The following is a 17,322-nucleotide window of genomic DNA, read 5'->3' as shown; positions in this document are numbered from 1 at the left end:
CGTGATCGACCAGCGCCGACAACAGCGGTGGGGTCGCGAACATCTTCGTCACGGACCGTGATTCCACCAGCCGGGTGATCTCGACCAGATCCGACCGCGGCTCGCTCGCCACGATCAGCGTCGCACCGCCGGCCAGCGCGGGCCAGATCTCGTAGGTCGAGGCGTCGAACGCGACCGAGGAATGCACCAGCACCCGGTCATCGGGGCCGGCCGACCACGCCTGAGCGATCAGGTTCACGACGTTACGGTGCGTGATACCAACACCTTTGGGGATGCCGGTCGACCCGGAGGTGTAGATCACGTACGCCAGATTCTGTGGCCGCACCGCGACATCCAGACCCAGATCCAGGTCAGTGACCTCGGCCGTGTCGAGATAGAGGTGTGGTGTTTCGTTGTCGGGCAACACCTTTGCGGTGGCGGAATCGGTCACGACAACGACCGGCGCGGCATCGGCCAGCACGAACGCCAACCGATCCGAGGGATAGCCCGGATCGATCGGCAGATACCCGCCACCTGCCTTCAACACGGCCAGCATCGCCACGATCAGGTCCACAGACCGCGGCAATGCAACGGCGACAACACCATCCGGGCCGACACCGCGCGAGATCAGCACGCGCGCCAACCCGCTGGATCGGATATCGAGTTCCTGGTAGGTCATTTCGGAGTCTGCGCAGACGACTGCCGCAGCATCCGGCGTTCGCGCGACCTGCTCCGCGAACAGATCGACGAGAGTGCTGTCCTGCCCGGCCACGGCGGTGTCGTTCCACCGATGCAGCACCAGCTCCCGCTCCCCGGTATCGAGCGCATCGATCGCCCCCACGGGGACAGCAGGATTCGCCACGACCAGTCGCAGCACCCGGACCAGCCGCGCGACCATCGTCTCGATCGTGGACCGATCGAACAGATCGGTGGCGTACTCGACGTACACATTCCACGCGGTCGGCCCGGCATCGCTGATGTTGAAGGTCAGATCGAACTGCGAGGTCTTCGCCGCAAGGGCATACGGCTCGAACTCGACCCCCGCGAGCTCCAAGGTCGGCGCGGCGTTGTTCTGCACGCTGAGCAGCACCTGGAACAGCGGATGATGCGCCGCCGACCGCGCCGGATTGAGCAGCTCGACCAGCAGCTCGAACGGGACGTCCTGATTCTCGTAGGCGGCCAACGCCTTCGCCCGGACCTGCGCCACGATCTCGGTGAACGCCTGCCCCGGCGCGACCGCGGCCCGCAGCACCCAGGTGTTCACGAAGAACCCGACCAGATCGTTCAAAGCGTCGTCGGTCCGTCCGGCGATCGGCGCACCGAGCGGAATATCTTCCCCCGCACCGAGTTTGAACAACAGCACGGCCAAGGCCGACTGCCAGACCATCGAGACGGTCGCACCCTCGCGGGCCGCGAATGTCTCCACCTCGGTACGGATCTCCGGATCGACCCGGAAGACGACCATATCGCCGCGGTAGCTGGCCGCGCGCGGCCGCGGCCGATCCATCGGCACCCGCAACTGCTCCGGCAGCCCCGCCAGCTCAGCCCGCCAATACTCGAACTGCTGCGACAACACGCTGTCCGGATCCTCGTGCGAGCCGAGCAATTCCTGCTGCCACAACGTGTAGTCCACATACTGCACCGGCAGTGGCTCCCACCCCGGCGCCTGCCCCTGCCGACGTGCCGCGTACGCCTCCGACAGATCCCGCAGCAGCGGTCCCATCGACCACCCGTCACCGGCGATGTGATGGATCAGCAGCATCACCACGCAGTCCTCGTCGCCGACCCGAAAGACGTTGGCGCGGATCGGAATCTCGGTCGACAGGTCGAACGCGTACCGCGACGCCGCGATCACCGCGGCATCCAGCTCGGCGGCGCCTACGTCGGCGATCGTCACCGGCACGTCGACGCCGTCGACGTCGAGCACCTGCTGGCCGGGCACGCCATCCGCCTCGACGAAGACCGTCCGCAGGCTCTCGTGCCGGGCGACCACATCACCGACCGCGGCCGCGAAGGCGGGCGCATCGAAGACACCGGTCAGCCGCACGGTCAGCGGCATGTTGTAGGTGGCCGACGGCCCCTCCAGCCGGTGGATGAACCACAAGCGCCGCTGCGCAAACGACAATGGAATCATCACAGACCCACCTCTCGATTCATTCTGCGCAGAGCTGGTCGGCGCGAAGGCGCCAGCTGCGGCCATTTAGCGGCGAGTTCGGCGACGGTGGCGGCCTCGAACATCACCCGGATCGGCACTTCGACTCCCAGCACCGCTCGAATCCGGCTGGCCAGGCGGGTAGCCAGCAGGGAATGACCGCCCAATGCGAAGAAACTGTCGTCCACCCCGACCCGGCCGACGCCGAGGATTTCGGTGAACAGCTCGGTCAGGATCTTTTCCCGCTCGGTGCGCGGCGCGCGATATGCCCGCGCGGACACCAACTCCGGGTCCGGCAATGCCGCGCGATCGAGTTTGCCGTTCGCGGTCAGCGGCACCGAGTCGATCACCATGACCGCGGTCGGCACCATGAAGTCGGGCAATCGCTCGGCCGCGAATCCGCGCACCGCCGCAGGCAGAAGTGAATCGTGCGGGTTGTTGGCGTAGACGGCGGGATCATCCGATATTTCGGCCGACAGATACACGTCGGTCAGTCGTTGGCCCGCCGCGGTCGCGGAGTCGAGGAATATCGCATCCATCTGTCCCGGTTTCGTGGACCAGGTGACCGCGGTGATATATCCGAGTTGCCGTCCGAGTTCGTACAGATCCTCCGGCAGCATGCCCGCGTCGACGCGTGGGCCACGGTTGGCGAGGATTCCTTCGAAATTCACCGCGCGCGGGTCGGTTTGGCTGCCTGCGGACACCGGCTCGCCGGTCCGGATGCGGTGCGCGGCGTCGATCTGCCCGGTCAGTCCGGCGTGCGGAATTCCGACGATGCGAATGGCGTCGGGGTCGCCGGTGTGCAGGACGGTACGCAGCCAGGCCAGGCCGTAGAACTCCACGGCCGGAATGTCGGCCACCGAGCGTGGTGTCGTCGGTGCCTTGTGCAGCACGACGTCGTACCGATATCGGGACAACTCGTTCACCGAGAATCCGCGTTTGAGCTGGATATCGACGGCGTCGAAGCCGTTGTCGCCGCGGCAGATCGCCAGGAAGTATTCCGGGGCCAGGAGCATTTCCTTCTCCGCGGCGACTTCCCGGCGGACTCGATCGGCGACGACCGCGGGGTCGTCATCGCCGTTGCGGCTGATCTGGACCGCGGTGGTGAACTCCTCCAGCAGCGCCAGATTGCGGACATCGCCGACGAACACCGCACCGCCCGGCGCGAGCAATCCCTGTATCTGCTCGAGCACTCGACGCATATACCGTTCGCCGGGGAAGTACTGCGCGACCGAGTTCAGCACCACCGTGTCGAAATAACCGTCCGGCAATCCGGTGGCGTCGTCGGCTCCTTGGACACTCAACGCGACCCGGTCGACCCAGCCCGCTTTCAGCTCGGCCAATCGACGGCGCAAGGTCGTGATGGTCGCGGCGGAGAAGTCCGTCGCCCAGTATTCCTCGCAGTCGGGGGCCAACTGCGACAACAACAATCCCGAACCGACGCCGATCTCGAGGATGCGTCGCGGTCCGAGGTCCCGGATCCGGTCCACCGTGGCGGAGCGCCATTCACGCATCTGTTCTTCCGGAATCGCCGCGCCGGTGTAGCTGCTGTTCCAGCCGCCGAAGTCGGCGCCGAATCCGGCGCCGGTGACGCGGCGAGCGCCGTTCCCATTGCCATTTCCGTTGCTATTGCCGGCGTATACGTCGTCATACATCCGACGCCACTGCCCCACCAGCTCTTCCTCGGCGGCCACCGGACCTGATCGGTCGGCGACGACATACCCGATCAGCTGCTTGCCGCCGGCCTCGGCCTCGCGCGCGACGACCACGGCGCGAGACACCGAAGGATGCTGCGCCAGAATCGTTTCCACTTCACCGGGCTCGACCCGGAACCCGCGAATCTTGACCTGATCGTCGACCCGGCCCGCGAACTCCAACACGCCCGCCGAGGTCCACCGCACCACATCACCGGTGCGATACAACCGTCCGCCGCCGGACGGATCGAACGGATCGGCTACGAACCGTGCCGAGGTCAATCCCGCTCGACCGCGGTAGCCCCGTCCCACTTGCGCGCCGGCCACGTACAACTCGCCCGCGACGCCGACCGGAACCGGGACGAGCCACGAATCCAGCACGAACACCCGGGTATTCGCCACGGGCAGGCCGATCGGCACCGCACCGTCGATCTCGTCCTCCGCGTCGTAATCGGTGACGCACGCGGTGGTTTCGGTCGGCCCGTACCCGTTCATGACCTGGGCCTCGGGATATTTCGCGTTCAGCTTGTGCACGACCGACGCGGTCAGCTCCGCACCACCGACAATCACCCGGCGCATCGACCGCAAAGGGTTCTCTGGCAGGGCTTCGACGTGATCGACCAGTGCCGACAGGAACGGCGGCGTCGTGAACATCTTCGTCACCGACCGGGTCTGGATCAGCCGGGTGATCTCCGGCAGATCGGAACGCTGCTCGCCGGTCAGCACCAGCGTCGAGCCGCCGCACAGCGCGGGCCAGATCTCATAGGTCGAGGCGTCGAAGGCGATCGAGGAGTGTGCCAGTACTCGATCCTCGGCCGAGGCAGTCCAGGCCGAGGCAACCAGGTTGACCACGTTGAGATGCGTGATGCCAACACCTTTCGGAATGCCGGTCGAGCCGGAGGTGTAGATCACGTACGCCAGATTCTGTGGCGCGGCCGTCGTTTCGACGCTGGACTGATCGTTCAGATCCGTAGTGTCGAGGTGGAGTTGCGGTGCATCCGACTGCGGCAGCATCGGTGCGGTCACCGAATCGGTCACCACCACGACCGGCGCGGCGTCGGAGAGGATGAATTCCAGCCGGTCCGAGGGATAGCCCGGATCGATCGGCAGATACGCGCCACCGGCCTTCAGCACACCCAGCAATGCCACGATCAGTTCCACGGATCTGGGCAGTGCGACCGCGACGACGGTGTCGGGCCCGACCCCGCGGGCGATCAGACCGTGCGCCAACCGATCTGCCCGGGTATCGAGTTCCCGGTAGGTCAGTTCGGCATCCACGCAAGCCACCGCGACCGCATCCGGGGTCGCCGCGACCTGGGTACGGAACAGCCCGACGATGGTGTCGGCGGTGACGTCGGCCGTGGTGTCGTTCCACCAGCGCAACACCCGGTCGCGCTCCTCGGTGTCGAGCACATCGATCGATCCGACCGGTGCGCTCGGGTCCGAGGTGAGCTGCCGCAGTATCCGCACATATCGAGCCACCATCGACTCGACCGTCGGCCGGTCGAACAGCTCGGTCGCGTACTCGACCAGGCAATTCCACGGTTGACCGGCGGGCGCGTCGGCGACGTTGAAGAACAGGTCGAACCGCGCGGTCGCGGTGGTCGCGATATACGGCTGGATCCGCGCACCCGACAACTCCAGGTCCGGCAGGGTGTTGTTCTGGAAGGCGAGCGACACCTGGAACAGCGGGTGATGCGCCGCCGAACGGGTCGGATTGAGCAGCTCGACCAGCAATTCGAACGGAACGTCCTGATTCTCGTAGGCGGCCAGCGCCTTCGACCGGACCCGGGCCAGCAGCTCGGTGAACGCCGCCGCGGGTGCCACTTTCGCGCGCAGCACCCAGCTGTTGACGAAGAACCCGACCAGATCGGTCAGTGCCTCGTCGGTGCGGCCGGCGATCGGCGAGCCGATCGGAATATCCTCTCCGGCACCGAGTTTGAACAGCATGACCGCGAGTGCCGACTGCAACACCATCGATACCGTGGCGCCCTCACGGCTGGCCAAACGCTCTACCGCGGTGCGGATCTCGGGATCGATGCCGAACAGCACCATGTCACCGCGATAGCTGGCCACCAGCGGGCGCGGACGGTCCGTCGGCAGACTCAACTGCTCCGGCAAATCGTCCAGCTCGGTGCGCCAGTAGTTGAACTGCTGCGACAGCAGGCTGTCCGGATCGGTATGTGCGCCGAGGACTTCGTGCTGCCACAGTGTGTAGTCCACGTACTGCACCGGCAACGGCTGCCAGCCCGGCGCCCGATGCTCGAGGCGGGCCGCGTACGCCTCCGAGAGGTCGCGCAGCAGCGGCGTCATCGACCAGCCGTCGCCGGCGATGTGGTGAATCAGTATCGCGGCAACGCATTCGTCCGTACCGCACCGGAACACGCCGGCCCGGATCGGGATTTCCGTCGACAGATCGAATCCGTAGCGCACGGCGGCGGTCACGGCGGCATCCACCTCGGTGGGGTCGACGTCGGAAACATCCACGGGGACGTCGACGCTGTCGAGCACCCGCTGCGACGGCACGCCGTCGGCGTCGACGAAGACCGTGCGCAGACTCTCGTGCCGCGCGACGACATCACCGATCGCGGCGCGCAGGACCGAGATGTCCACACCGTGCAGCCGTACCGCCAACGCCATGTTGTATGTCGCGGAAGGACCTTCGAGCCGATGGATGAACCACAGCCGCCGCTGTGCGAACGACAACGGCACCACATCCGGCCGCTGCCGGGCCGACAACGGCTGGCGCACGCGCACTTCCGCGTCGAGCCGGGTCACCAGTTCCGCCACCGTCGGGGCATCGAAGACCGTGCGAATCGGCATCTCGACACCCAAGACCGCCCGGATCCGGCTGGCCAGACGGGTAGCCAGCAGCGAGTGACCGCCCAGCACGAAGAAGCTGTCGTCGATCCCCACCCGGTCGAGGCCGAGGATCTCGGCGAACAGATCGGCCAGGACCCGTTCGCGCTCGGTGGTCGGCGGCCGGTATTCCAGCGAGGAGGCGAACTCCGGGTCCGGCAAGGCCGCGCGATCGAGCTTGCCACTCGCGGTCAACGGCACCGCGTCGATCACCATGACCGTCGCGGGGACCATGAACTCGGGCAGCCGATCGGTCGCCCAGCGGCGGACGTCGGCGGCCAGCAGGCCGGATTGCGGGTTGTTGGCGTAGGCGCCGGGGTCGTCCACGGGTGCCGATACGGCATAGATGTCGGTCAGTGGTTGACCCTGCGCCGCCGTGGCGTCGAGGAAGACCGCGTCCATCCGGCCCGGCTCCGCGGACCAGGTGACCGCGGTCGTGTATCCGAGTTGTTCGCCCAACAGGTAGAGGTCTTCGGGCAGCAGGCCGCGCCGGTCGGCGGCGGGGTCGAGCGTCCCTTCGAATCCGACGCCGAGCGCGTCCGTGGTGGTGCCGGACAGACCCGCCCGGATCCGGTCGGCGGCCTCGACCTGCCCGATCAGTCCGGCATGCGGGATCGCGGTGACCCGAACACCTTCGGTATGTCGGGTGTGCAGCAGGGTGCGCAGCCAATCATGGCCACGGAAACCGGCTTTCGGCGTATCGGCGACCGATCGCGGTTTCGTCGGCGCCTTGTGCAGGACGACGTCGTAGCGATATCTGGTCAGCTCGTTGACCGAGAAGCCGCGTTTGAGCTGGATGTCGACGGCGTCGAATCCGGTGGCATCGCTGCACATTCCGACGAAGTACTCGGGAGCGAGCAGCAGCTCCTGTTCGGCCGCGATGTCGCGGCGAACGCGATCTCCGACCGCTACCGGGTCGTCGTCGCCGTTGCGGCTGATCTGGACCGCGGTGGCGAACTGCTCGAGCAGCGCGAGATTGCGCACGTCGCCGACGAAGACCGCGCCGCCGGGGGCCAGCAGGCCCTGGATCTGCTCGAGGACGGTGTGCAGGTAGTTCTGGCTCGGGAAGTACTGGATGACGGAGTTGAGCACCACGGTATCGAAATGACTTTCCGGCAGGCCGGCGATGTCGTCGGCCGCCTGGGCGCTCAGGACGACCCGATCCGCCCAGCGCTCATCGAGTTCCGCCAACTGCTGGCGCAGGACGGCGATCGTCGCGGCGGAGAGGTCCGTGGCCCGGTACTCCTCGCAGTCAGGGGCCAACTGCGACAACAACAAACCCGAACCGACGCCGATCTCCAGTACCCGCTTGGGTTTCAGACCGCGGATGCGTTCGACGGTGGCCGCGCGCCATTCGCGCATCTGCTCGACCGGGATCTGGGTCCCGGTGTAGCTGCTGTCCCAGCCGTCGAAACCGGCGCCGAACTCGGCTCCATCGCTGGAGACGGGTTCGATGCCGGCCGCTTTGGCGATGTCGGCCTCGGAGTACAGGTCGTCGTACACCCGACGCCACTGCCCCACCAGCTCGCCCTCTCCGACGATCGGTCCCGATCGATCGGCGACCACGTAGCCGACCAGTTGCTTGCCGCCGGTGTCGCTTTCGCGAGCAACGACCACAGCTTGCGTGACCGAGGGATGTTGTGCCAGCACCGTTTCGACCTCGGCGGGCTCCACCCGGAACCCGCGGATCTTGACCTGATCGTCGGCGCGACCGGCGAACTCCAGCTGTCCGCTGCTGTTCCAGCGCACCACATCACCGGTGCGGTACAACCGGCCACCGGCCGGGTCGAATGGATCGGCGACGAACCGCGCCGCGGTCAGCGCAGGCCGACCGTGATAGCCACGGGCCAGCTGCGCACTGGCGACATAGAGTTCGCCTGCGACGCCCACCGGTACGGGCACCAGCCACGAATCCAGCACGAACACGCGCGTATTGGCCACCGGGGCACCGATCGGCACCACCGCACCGGTGCTCGTCGCGTTGTCGGGGACGGTGTGGGAGGTGACATTGACCGTTGCCTCGGTCGGGCCGTACAGGTTGTCGATCCGCGCAATCCCACAGGTGCTCGTCAGCGCGTCCGCCAGGCTTGCGGTAAGGGTGTCGGCCCCCGTGTTCACCTGGATCAGACTCTGGAACGGATTGTCGGGCAACGAATCCGCGTGTTCGACCAGTGCGGACAGCAGGGGTGGCGTCGCGAACATCTTCGTCACCGAGCGGTTCGCGATCAGCTGCGTGATCTCGACCAGATCCGACCGCTGCTCGCCGGCGACCACCAATGTCGCGCCGCCGCACAGGGCAGGCCAGATCTCATAGGTGGAGGCATCGAACGCGACCGATGAGTGCACCAGCACCCGATCCTCGGTGGATGCCGACCAGGCCTGCGCGACCAGGTTGACGACGTTACGGTGCGTGATACCAACGCCTTTGGGCACACCCGTCGAGCCGGACGTGTAGATGACGTACGCCAGGTTCTGCGACGCCACCGCCATCGACTGATCCGGACCGGTCCAGTCCTCCTCGTCGGTGGTGTCGAGGCACAGACGCGGCGTCATCGCCTGCGGGAGCAAGGGCGCGGTGACGGAATCGGTCACCACGACGACCGGTGCGGCGTCGACGAGGATGAACCCCAGCCGATCCGACGGATAGGCCGGATCGATCGGCAGATACCCGCCACCGGCCTTCAACACCGCCACCAGCGCGACGATCAGTTCCGCGGAACGCGGCAACGCAACGGCGACCACACCATCCGGACCGACTCCACGCGAGACCAGCACCTGCGCCAGCCGACCGGCCCGCTTGTCGAGTTCACGATAGGTCAGTTCGGTGTCCGCGCAGACGACCGCGACCGCATCCGGCGTCCGAGCGACCTGCGCCCCGAACAGCTCGACCAGCGTGGTGTCCGAAACCGCGAAGGCGGTGTCGTTCCAGTGATCCAGCACCCGTGCGCGTTCCACGCTGCCGAGCACGTCGATCGACCCCACGGCGGCCGCTGGTTTCCGCACCAGCAGTTGCAGGATCCGCACCAACCGCTCCGCCATGGTCTCGACGGTGCAGCGATCGAACAGCTCGGTCGCGTACTCGACGAACCCGTCCCATCCGGCCCCGGCCGGCGCGTCGGCGATATTGAAGAACAGGTCGAACCGTGCGGTCGCGGTGCCCGCGGGGTACGGCTCGATCCGCACCCCGGACAGGTCGAGCGCGGGCAGGGTGTTGTTCTGGAATGCCATCGTCACCTGGAACAACGGGTGATGGGCCGCCGAGCGGACCGGGTTGAGCAACTCGACCAGCAGCTCGAACGGGACATCCTGATTCTCGTACCCGGCCAGGGCTTTTGCCCGGACCTGGCGCAGCAGCTCGGTGAACGAGGCAGACGGGGACACGTTGGCGCGCAGCACCCAGGTGTTGACGAAGAACCCGACCAGGTCGGTCAACGCCTCATCGGTGCGGCCGGCGATCGGTGCGCCGATCGGAATATCTTCTCCGGCACCGAGTTTGAACAGCAGCACCGCGAGCGCCGATTGCATCACCATCGACACCGTGGCGCCCTCACGGGCGGCCAGCCGTTCCACCGCGCGACGGGTCTCCGGATCGATGTCGAAGAGCACCATGTCCCCGCGATAGCTCGCCACCCGCGGCCGTGGCCGATCCATCGGCAACCGCAGCTGCTCGGGCAGGCCGTCGAGTTCGTCACGCCAGTAGTTGAACTGCTGCGACAGGACACTGCCGGGATCGGTGGCGGAGCCGAGCAATTCGCGCTGCCACAGCGTGTAGTCCACGTACTGCACCGGCAGCGGGCTCCACTCCGGGGCGTGACCGTCGAGTCGCGCCGCGTACGCCACGGACAGATCCCGCAGCAACGGCGACAGCGACCAGCCGTCGCCGGCGATGTGATGGATCAGCAGCACCAGCACGCAGTTGTCGGCGTCCGTGCGGAATACGTCGGCGCGGATCGGGATTTGCGTGGACAGATCGAATCCGTACCGCACCGCCGCGGTCACCGACGCCTCGAGGTCGGCGGTAGCGGTCTCGGTGACCGCGAACGGCACCTCGACGCGGTCGGCGGCGAGTACTCGCTGTGACGGGACCCCGTCGGCGTCGACGAAGACGGTGCGCAAACTTTCGTGCCGCGCAACGACATCCGTGATCGCCGCGCGCAGTGCCGACGCGTTCATCCCGTGCAACCGCACCGCCAGCGCCATGTTGTAGGTGGCGGAAGGCCCTTCGAGCCGATGGATGAACCACAGTCGCTGCTGCGCGAACGACACCGGAACCACTTCCGGCCGTTGCCTTTCCAGCAACGCCGGGCGCACCTGCACGCCGGCGTCGAGCCGGGTGACCAGCTGCGCCACCGTCGGAGCGTCGAAGATGGTCCGAATCGGCACCTCGACGCCAAGGGCGACGCGGATCCGGCTGGCCAGCCGGGTGGCCAGCAGCGAATGCCCGCCCAGCTCGAAGAAGCTGTCGTCCACGCCGATCCGGTCGCGGCCGAGCACCTCGCCGAACAGTTGGACCAGGGCCCGCTCACGCCCGCTGCCCGGCGCGCGGTATCGCACCGAGGACACCAGTTCCGGATCGGGCAGTGCCGCGCGATCCAGTTTTCCGTTGGCGGTCAACGGCACCGCGTCGATCACCAGCACCGCGGCCGGAACCATGTACTCGGGCAGCCGTTCCGCGACGAAGGCCCGCACCGCCGCGCCGTCGACCGAATCGCTCCGGCCGGCCACGACATACCCGATCAGCTGCTTGCCGCCGTCGGCGACGCGGACGACCGCCACCGCCTGGGAGACCGAGGGGTGTTGCGCCAGTGCGGTTTCCACCTCACCGGGCTCGACCCGGAAACCGCGGATCTTGACCTGATCGTCGACCCGGCCCACGAACTCCAACTGCCCCGCCGAATTCCACCGCACCACATCACCGGTGCGATACAACCGGCCACCCGCCGGATCGAACGGATCGGCCACGAACCGCGCCGCGGTCAATGCCGCCCGCCCGTGGTAGCCCCGCGCCAGCTGCGCACCGGCCACATACAGCTCCCCCGCGACCCCGACCGGAACCGGCAGCAACGACGAATCCAGCACGAACACCCGCACATTCGCCAGCGCGGACCCGACCGGCACCGACGCCCCATCGAAGTGCTCCGCCGCCGCAAAGGCCCGGCGGATCGCGAATGTTGTTGTCTCGGTGGGCCCGTACACGTGCACGACGCGGGTATCCGGCAGCATCCGCAGGGCGCGCCCGAACACCTCCGGCGGCATCTCCTCGCCACCGGTCCAGACCTGGCGAAGCCCGGCGAGGGCGTCCGGGCAGTCATCGATGAACAGCTCGAACAGCCGCGTGGTCAAGAACGCGGCCGTGACCCCGTTCACCACCATCAGCCGGCGCAACGCCGCGATGTCGGTGCGCTCCGGTGGCGCGACGACTACTCGGCCGCCGGCCAGCAGTGGAACCCATATCTCGTAGGTCGAGGCATCGAACGCGACCGAGGAGTGCACCAGGACCCGGTCGTGCGCGCCGCCCCGCCACTCCGGCTTACGCGCGAAGGTCACGACGTTGCGGTGCGTGACGGCAACACCTTTCGGCACGCCGGTCGAGCCGGAGGTGTAGATCAGGTAGGCCAGATTGCCCGGCCGCGCCTCGACGGACCGGTCTCGACGGCCCGTCTCGGCGATGTCGGTATCGAGATAGAGGTGTGGCGCGGTGCTGTGCGGCAAGGTGTTCGCGGTGGCCTGGTCGGTGAGGACGACCACCGGGGCCGCGTCGGCGAGGATGTACGCCAAGCGATCCGAAGGGTAGGCGGGATCGATCGGCAGGTATCCACCACCGGCTTTCAACACCGCGAGCAGGGCCGTGATCAACTCCACCGACCGTGGCAGTGCCACCGCGACAACGCAATCCGGGCCGACTCCGCGCGAGATCAACAACTGCGCCAATCGATCGGCGCGTGCATCGAGATCCCGATACGACACCTCGGCATCCGCGTGCACGATTGCCACCGCATCCGGCGTTTCGGCGGCTTGCGCCTCGAACAGCTCGGCGATCGTGGCGTCCTGCTCGACCGGAACGGTGGTGTTGTTCCATCGATGCAGCACCAGGTCGCGCTCGTCGTTGTCGAGGACGTCGATCGACCCCACCGAAGTGGCCGGGTCTCGCACCAGTTGACGCAGTGTCCGCACCAACCGGCCCGCCATGGCCTCGACCGTGGAGCGGTCGAACAGTTCGGTGGCGTATTCGATGTACCCGTCCCATCCGAGCGGTGCCGGGGCGTCCCCGTTGGTCCGCCGTACGGCTACGGCGTCACCGATGTTGAAGGTCAGGTCGAATCGCGACGTGGTAGTCGGCGGCGTATAGGGCTCGACCGCGACTCCGGGCAGCGCCAGGGTGGGTACGGCATTGTTCTGCAAAGTCAGCAGCACCTGGAACAGCGGATGATGCGCCGCCGAACGGGCCGGGTTGAGCAACTCCACCAGCAACTCGAACGGTGCGTCCTGATTCTCGTAGGCGGCCAACGCTTTCGCCCGGACCTGACTCAGGATTTCCGCGCCGGATGCGACCGGTGTGACGGCGGCGCGCAGCACCCAGGTGTTGACGAAAAATCCGACCAGATCGGACAGGGCGTCATCGGTGCGGCCGGCGATCGGCGCGCCGATCGGAATATCCTCTCCCGCACCGAGTTTGAACAGCAATATGGCCAACGCCGACTGGAGAACCATCGAGACGGTCGCGCCCTCGTGGGCGGCCAACCGCTCCACTTCGGTGCGCAGTTGCGCATCGATGCCGAACAACACCGCGTCTCCGCGATAGCCGGCGACCCGTGGCCGCGGCCGATCCATCGGCAACCGCAACTGCTCCGGCAGACCGGCGAGTTCGTCGCGCCAATAGTTGAACTGCCGGGACAGCACACTGTCCGGATCGGTCGACGAACCCAGCAATTCCTGTTGCCACAGTGCGTAATCCACATACTGGACCGGCATCGGCGACCACTCGGGCGCCTGCCCCTGCCTGCGCGCCGCGTACGCCGCCGACAGATCCTCCAACGTCACCGTCGCCGACCAGCCGTCACCGGCAATGTGGTGAATCAGCAACACCAGCACCCACTCATCGGGACCACAGCGAAATACGCTGGCCCGCAACGGAAGCTGAGTGGACAGATCGAAACGATGCTGGGCCGCCTCGGCAACCGCATCGGCGATGTCGGCGGGATCGACGTCGGTCACCGTGATCGGGACCTCGACGCTGCCGGCCGCCAGCACCCGCTGAGTCGGGACGCCGTCGGCTTCGACGAAGATCGTGCGCAGACTCTCGTGCCGCGCAACCACATCGGCAACCGCCGCCGCGAACGCCGTCGGATCGAACGCGCCCGTCAATCGCGCGGCCAACGGCATGTTGTAGGTGGCCGACGGGCCTTCCAGCCGGTGGATGAACCACAATCGCCGCTGCGCGAACGACAACGGCACGACCTCCGGCCGCGGCCGTACCTGCAACGTCGGCCGCATCTGCACTCCGGTATCGAGCCGCGGCGCCAACTGCGCCACCGTCGGCGCGTCGAAGACCGTCCGAATCGGCACCTCGACGCCGAGCACCGCCCGGATCCGGCTGATCAGGCGGGTGGCGGACAGCGAATGGCCGCCCAGCTCGAAGAAGCTGTCGTCCACACCCACCCGGTCGAGCCCGAGCACCTCGGCGAACAACCCGGCCAGCACCCGCTCCCGCTCGCTGCCCGGCGCCCGATACGCCACCGAGGAGGCGAACTCCGGCACCGGCAGCGCGGCCCGATCGAGCTTCCCGTTCGCGGTCAACGGCACCGCGTCGATCACCATCACCACGGACGGCACCTGGAACTCCGGCAGCCGCTCGGCAGCGAAGCGACGCACCTGCGCCCCGTCGAGCACGTGGCCGTTGCCGTTGCCCGTGACCGAGCGAACTCGGTCGGCCACGACATACCCGACCAGTTGCTCACCGTCGTCGGTAGCGCGGGCCACCACCACCGCCTGCGTCACCGAAGGATGTTGCGCCAGAACCGCTTCGACTTCACCCGGCTCGATCCGGAACCCGCGGATCTTCACCTGATCGTCGGCCCGGCCGAGGAACTCCAACACCCCGCCCACGGTCCACCGCACCACATCGCCGGTGCGATACAACCGGCCACCGGACGGATCGAACGGATCGGCCACGAACCGGGTCGCGGTCAGATCCGCCCGACCGTGATACCCGCGCGCCAACTGCGCGCCGGCCACATACAACTCCCCCGCGACCCCCACCGGAACCGGCATCAACCACGGGTCCAGCACGAACACCCGCATATTCCCCAGCGGAGAACCGATCGGGCTGCCGCTGCGCGGGTCATCGGCCGCCGACAGGTCGAGCTTGGTGACGTGCACCGTGGTCTCGGTGATCCCGTACATGTTCACCAGCGCCGGACCGGCGTCACGACCGGACGACCGCCACGGTCGCAGGTTCGCCGGATTCAACGCCTCCCCACCGAAGATCACCATCCGCAAGGCGGAATCGGTGTTGCCGCACGCCGATCGAGCCTCGGCCAACGCGTAGAAGGCCGACGGCGTCTGATTGAGGACGGTCACCTTCTCGCCGACCACCAGATGCCACAGCTGTGCGGGCGTGCGCACCACGTCCCACGGCACGACCACCACTCGGCCGCCGTGCAGCAGCGCACCCCAGATCTCCCAGACCGAGAAGTCGAAGGCCTGCGAATGGCACCACGCCCAGACATCGTCCGCGCCGAAGTCGCACCAGGCAGCGGTGCTCAGGAACAGCGACGTCACGTTGCGGTGGGCGACGGCGACGCCCTTCGGCGTACCGGTGGAACCGGAGGTGTAGATCAGATAGGCGAGGTTGCCGGGCCGCGGCGCGACCGGCCGCGCCACCTCGTGCCGCTCGGCCTCTTCGAGGACGAGATGCGGAACTTCGCTGTGCGGCAGCATCTTCGAGGTGACCGTGTCCGTGAGCACCGCGATTGGGCGGGCATCGCCGAGCACGAACGCCAACCGTTCCGCGGGATAGGACGGATCGATCGGCAGATACGCGCCACCGGCTTTCGACACCGCCAGAATCGCGACGATCAGCTCCACCGACCTCGGCAGTGCCACCGCCACCACGCTGTCCGGGCGCACACCGCGCGAAATCAAGCTGCCCGCAACACGATTCGCCCACGCATCGAGTTCCCCATACGAAAGCCGCACATCACCGGACACCACCGCCACCGCGTCCGGCCCCCGCTGCACCTGCTCGGCGAACAACCCGACCAAGGTCGCCTCCGGATCGACCGGCACCGCCGTGTCGTTCCACTCCTCGACCACCAGCGCACGATCCGCGCCGAGGATGTCGAGCGCCCCGATCGGCGCACGCGGGCCGGAGATCGCCTGCCGCAGATACCGAGCGATGGACGCGAGGTAGCCCTTCAGGTCATCGTCGGTGTAGAGCTGCGCGTCCCCCTCGATCCGCAGGTAGCCGCCGCGCGAGGACTCCCGTTCGTAGTAGAAGACGATCGACAGATCGCCGCTGTTGCCGGCCGAGAACAGTTGCAGGTCGGCCTCGCCGCCGGTCATCTTCAACGCGCCGAAGAACGACATGACGTTGATCACCGGTCCGAACGGGTTCCCTTGGGAGTTCGGCATTTTCAGGTCACGCCGGATCTCGGACATGCCGTAGCGCAGGTGGTCCCTGGCGCTGGAGATGGTGCCGTGGATCCGCTCGGCCAGCTCGCCGAGCGAGAGCTCCCGGCTCGAGTCGACCAGCATCGGCACGGTGTCGGAGAGTTGGCACGGCGTCCGGCCGGAGATGTCGTCCCGGTTGGAAACCGGTATCTGCACGCAGAATTCGTCCCGCAGCGCATAGCGCTGGATGGCGGCCGCCGCGACGGACATCAGCAGGTAGGGCAGCTTGACGCCGAACGCCTGCGCGGTGCTCATCAGCTCGCCCAGCTCCGCCCCGGAAAAGCCGTGGGTGCAACCGATTCGCCCCGGCCCGGTGCCGGGTTCGGCGCTGCCGGGGAGGCGCAGCGGGTCGATCCCGGCCGGGATCTGACCGCACCAGTAGGCGCGATCGGCCGCTTCCCGGCTGCGGCGGTACGCGTGATCGCTGTCGATGATGTCGTCGATGTGCGCGAATCCCGGTGGCGCGATCGGCGTTCCGGCGTTCATCGCGCAGTACACGTCGAGCACCCGCTGTGCCCAGGAGGCGACGCCGACGCCGTCCATGATGATGTGGGCGAAGCACATCGACAGGATGTAGTGCTCGGCGCCGACCTCGAGCAACGCGACGCTCAACAGCGCGTCGTGCTCCAGATCGAAACCGACCTCGCGTTCCCGCGTCATGTAATCCAGCGCGGCCGCCACCGGATCCGGTTTCTCGGTGAGATCCAGATATGACGGCGCCCAGTCGGCGATATCGCGTTCGACCTGCATCGGCCCGTCCGCACCGCGAACGAAATTCACGGTCAGCGACTCCGATTCACCGAATACCTGACGAGCCGCCGCAAGAAACTGACCCGGATCCAGGTCGGCGCGAATGTCGATGTAAACGATACAATTATTAGGAATATCTGCCAGCTCGTGCGCTATCCACAATTCTTTCTGAATAGAAGTCAGACTGCGCAGCAGTGATTTGTTACCGGATTGCAT

2 protein-coding genes (1 of these 2 running past the window's edge) are annotated in these 17,322 nt (G+C 67.1%); both read right to left on the bottom strand.

Going from position 1 to position 17,322, the window contains the following annotated elements:
- Positions 1-2,113, bottom strand: the 5' end (the start) of a protein-coding gene (locus AB0M22_RS27410) for a non-ribosomal peptide synthase/polyketide synthase (protein ID WP_364733996.1). Its footprint begins 18,587 nt before the window's first position; 2,113 of the gene's 20,700 nt are visible here — the first part of the coding sequence; it begins with the start codon at positions 2,111-2,113; its stop codon lies off the left edge, out of view.
- Positions 2,113-17,322, bottom strand: coding sequence for an amino acid adenylation domain-containing protein (locus tag AB0M22_RS27405; RefSeq protein WP_364732597.1), 15,210 nt, complete (start codon positions 17,320-17,322; stop codon positions 2,113-2,115). Before AB0M22_RS27405 ends, AB0M22_RS27410 begins: the two co-directional genes overlap by 1 nt.

It is taken from the genome of Nocardia sp. NPDC051756, from assembly GCF_040681495.1.
In the GTDB taxonomy this organism is placed as follows: Bacteria; Actinomycetota; Actinomycetes; order Mycobacteriales; family Mycobacteriaceae; genus Nocardia.
The sequence above is the reverse complement of the archived record's forward strand: the minus strand, read 5'-3'. Positions and strand labels throughout refer to the sequence as shown.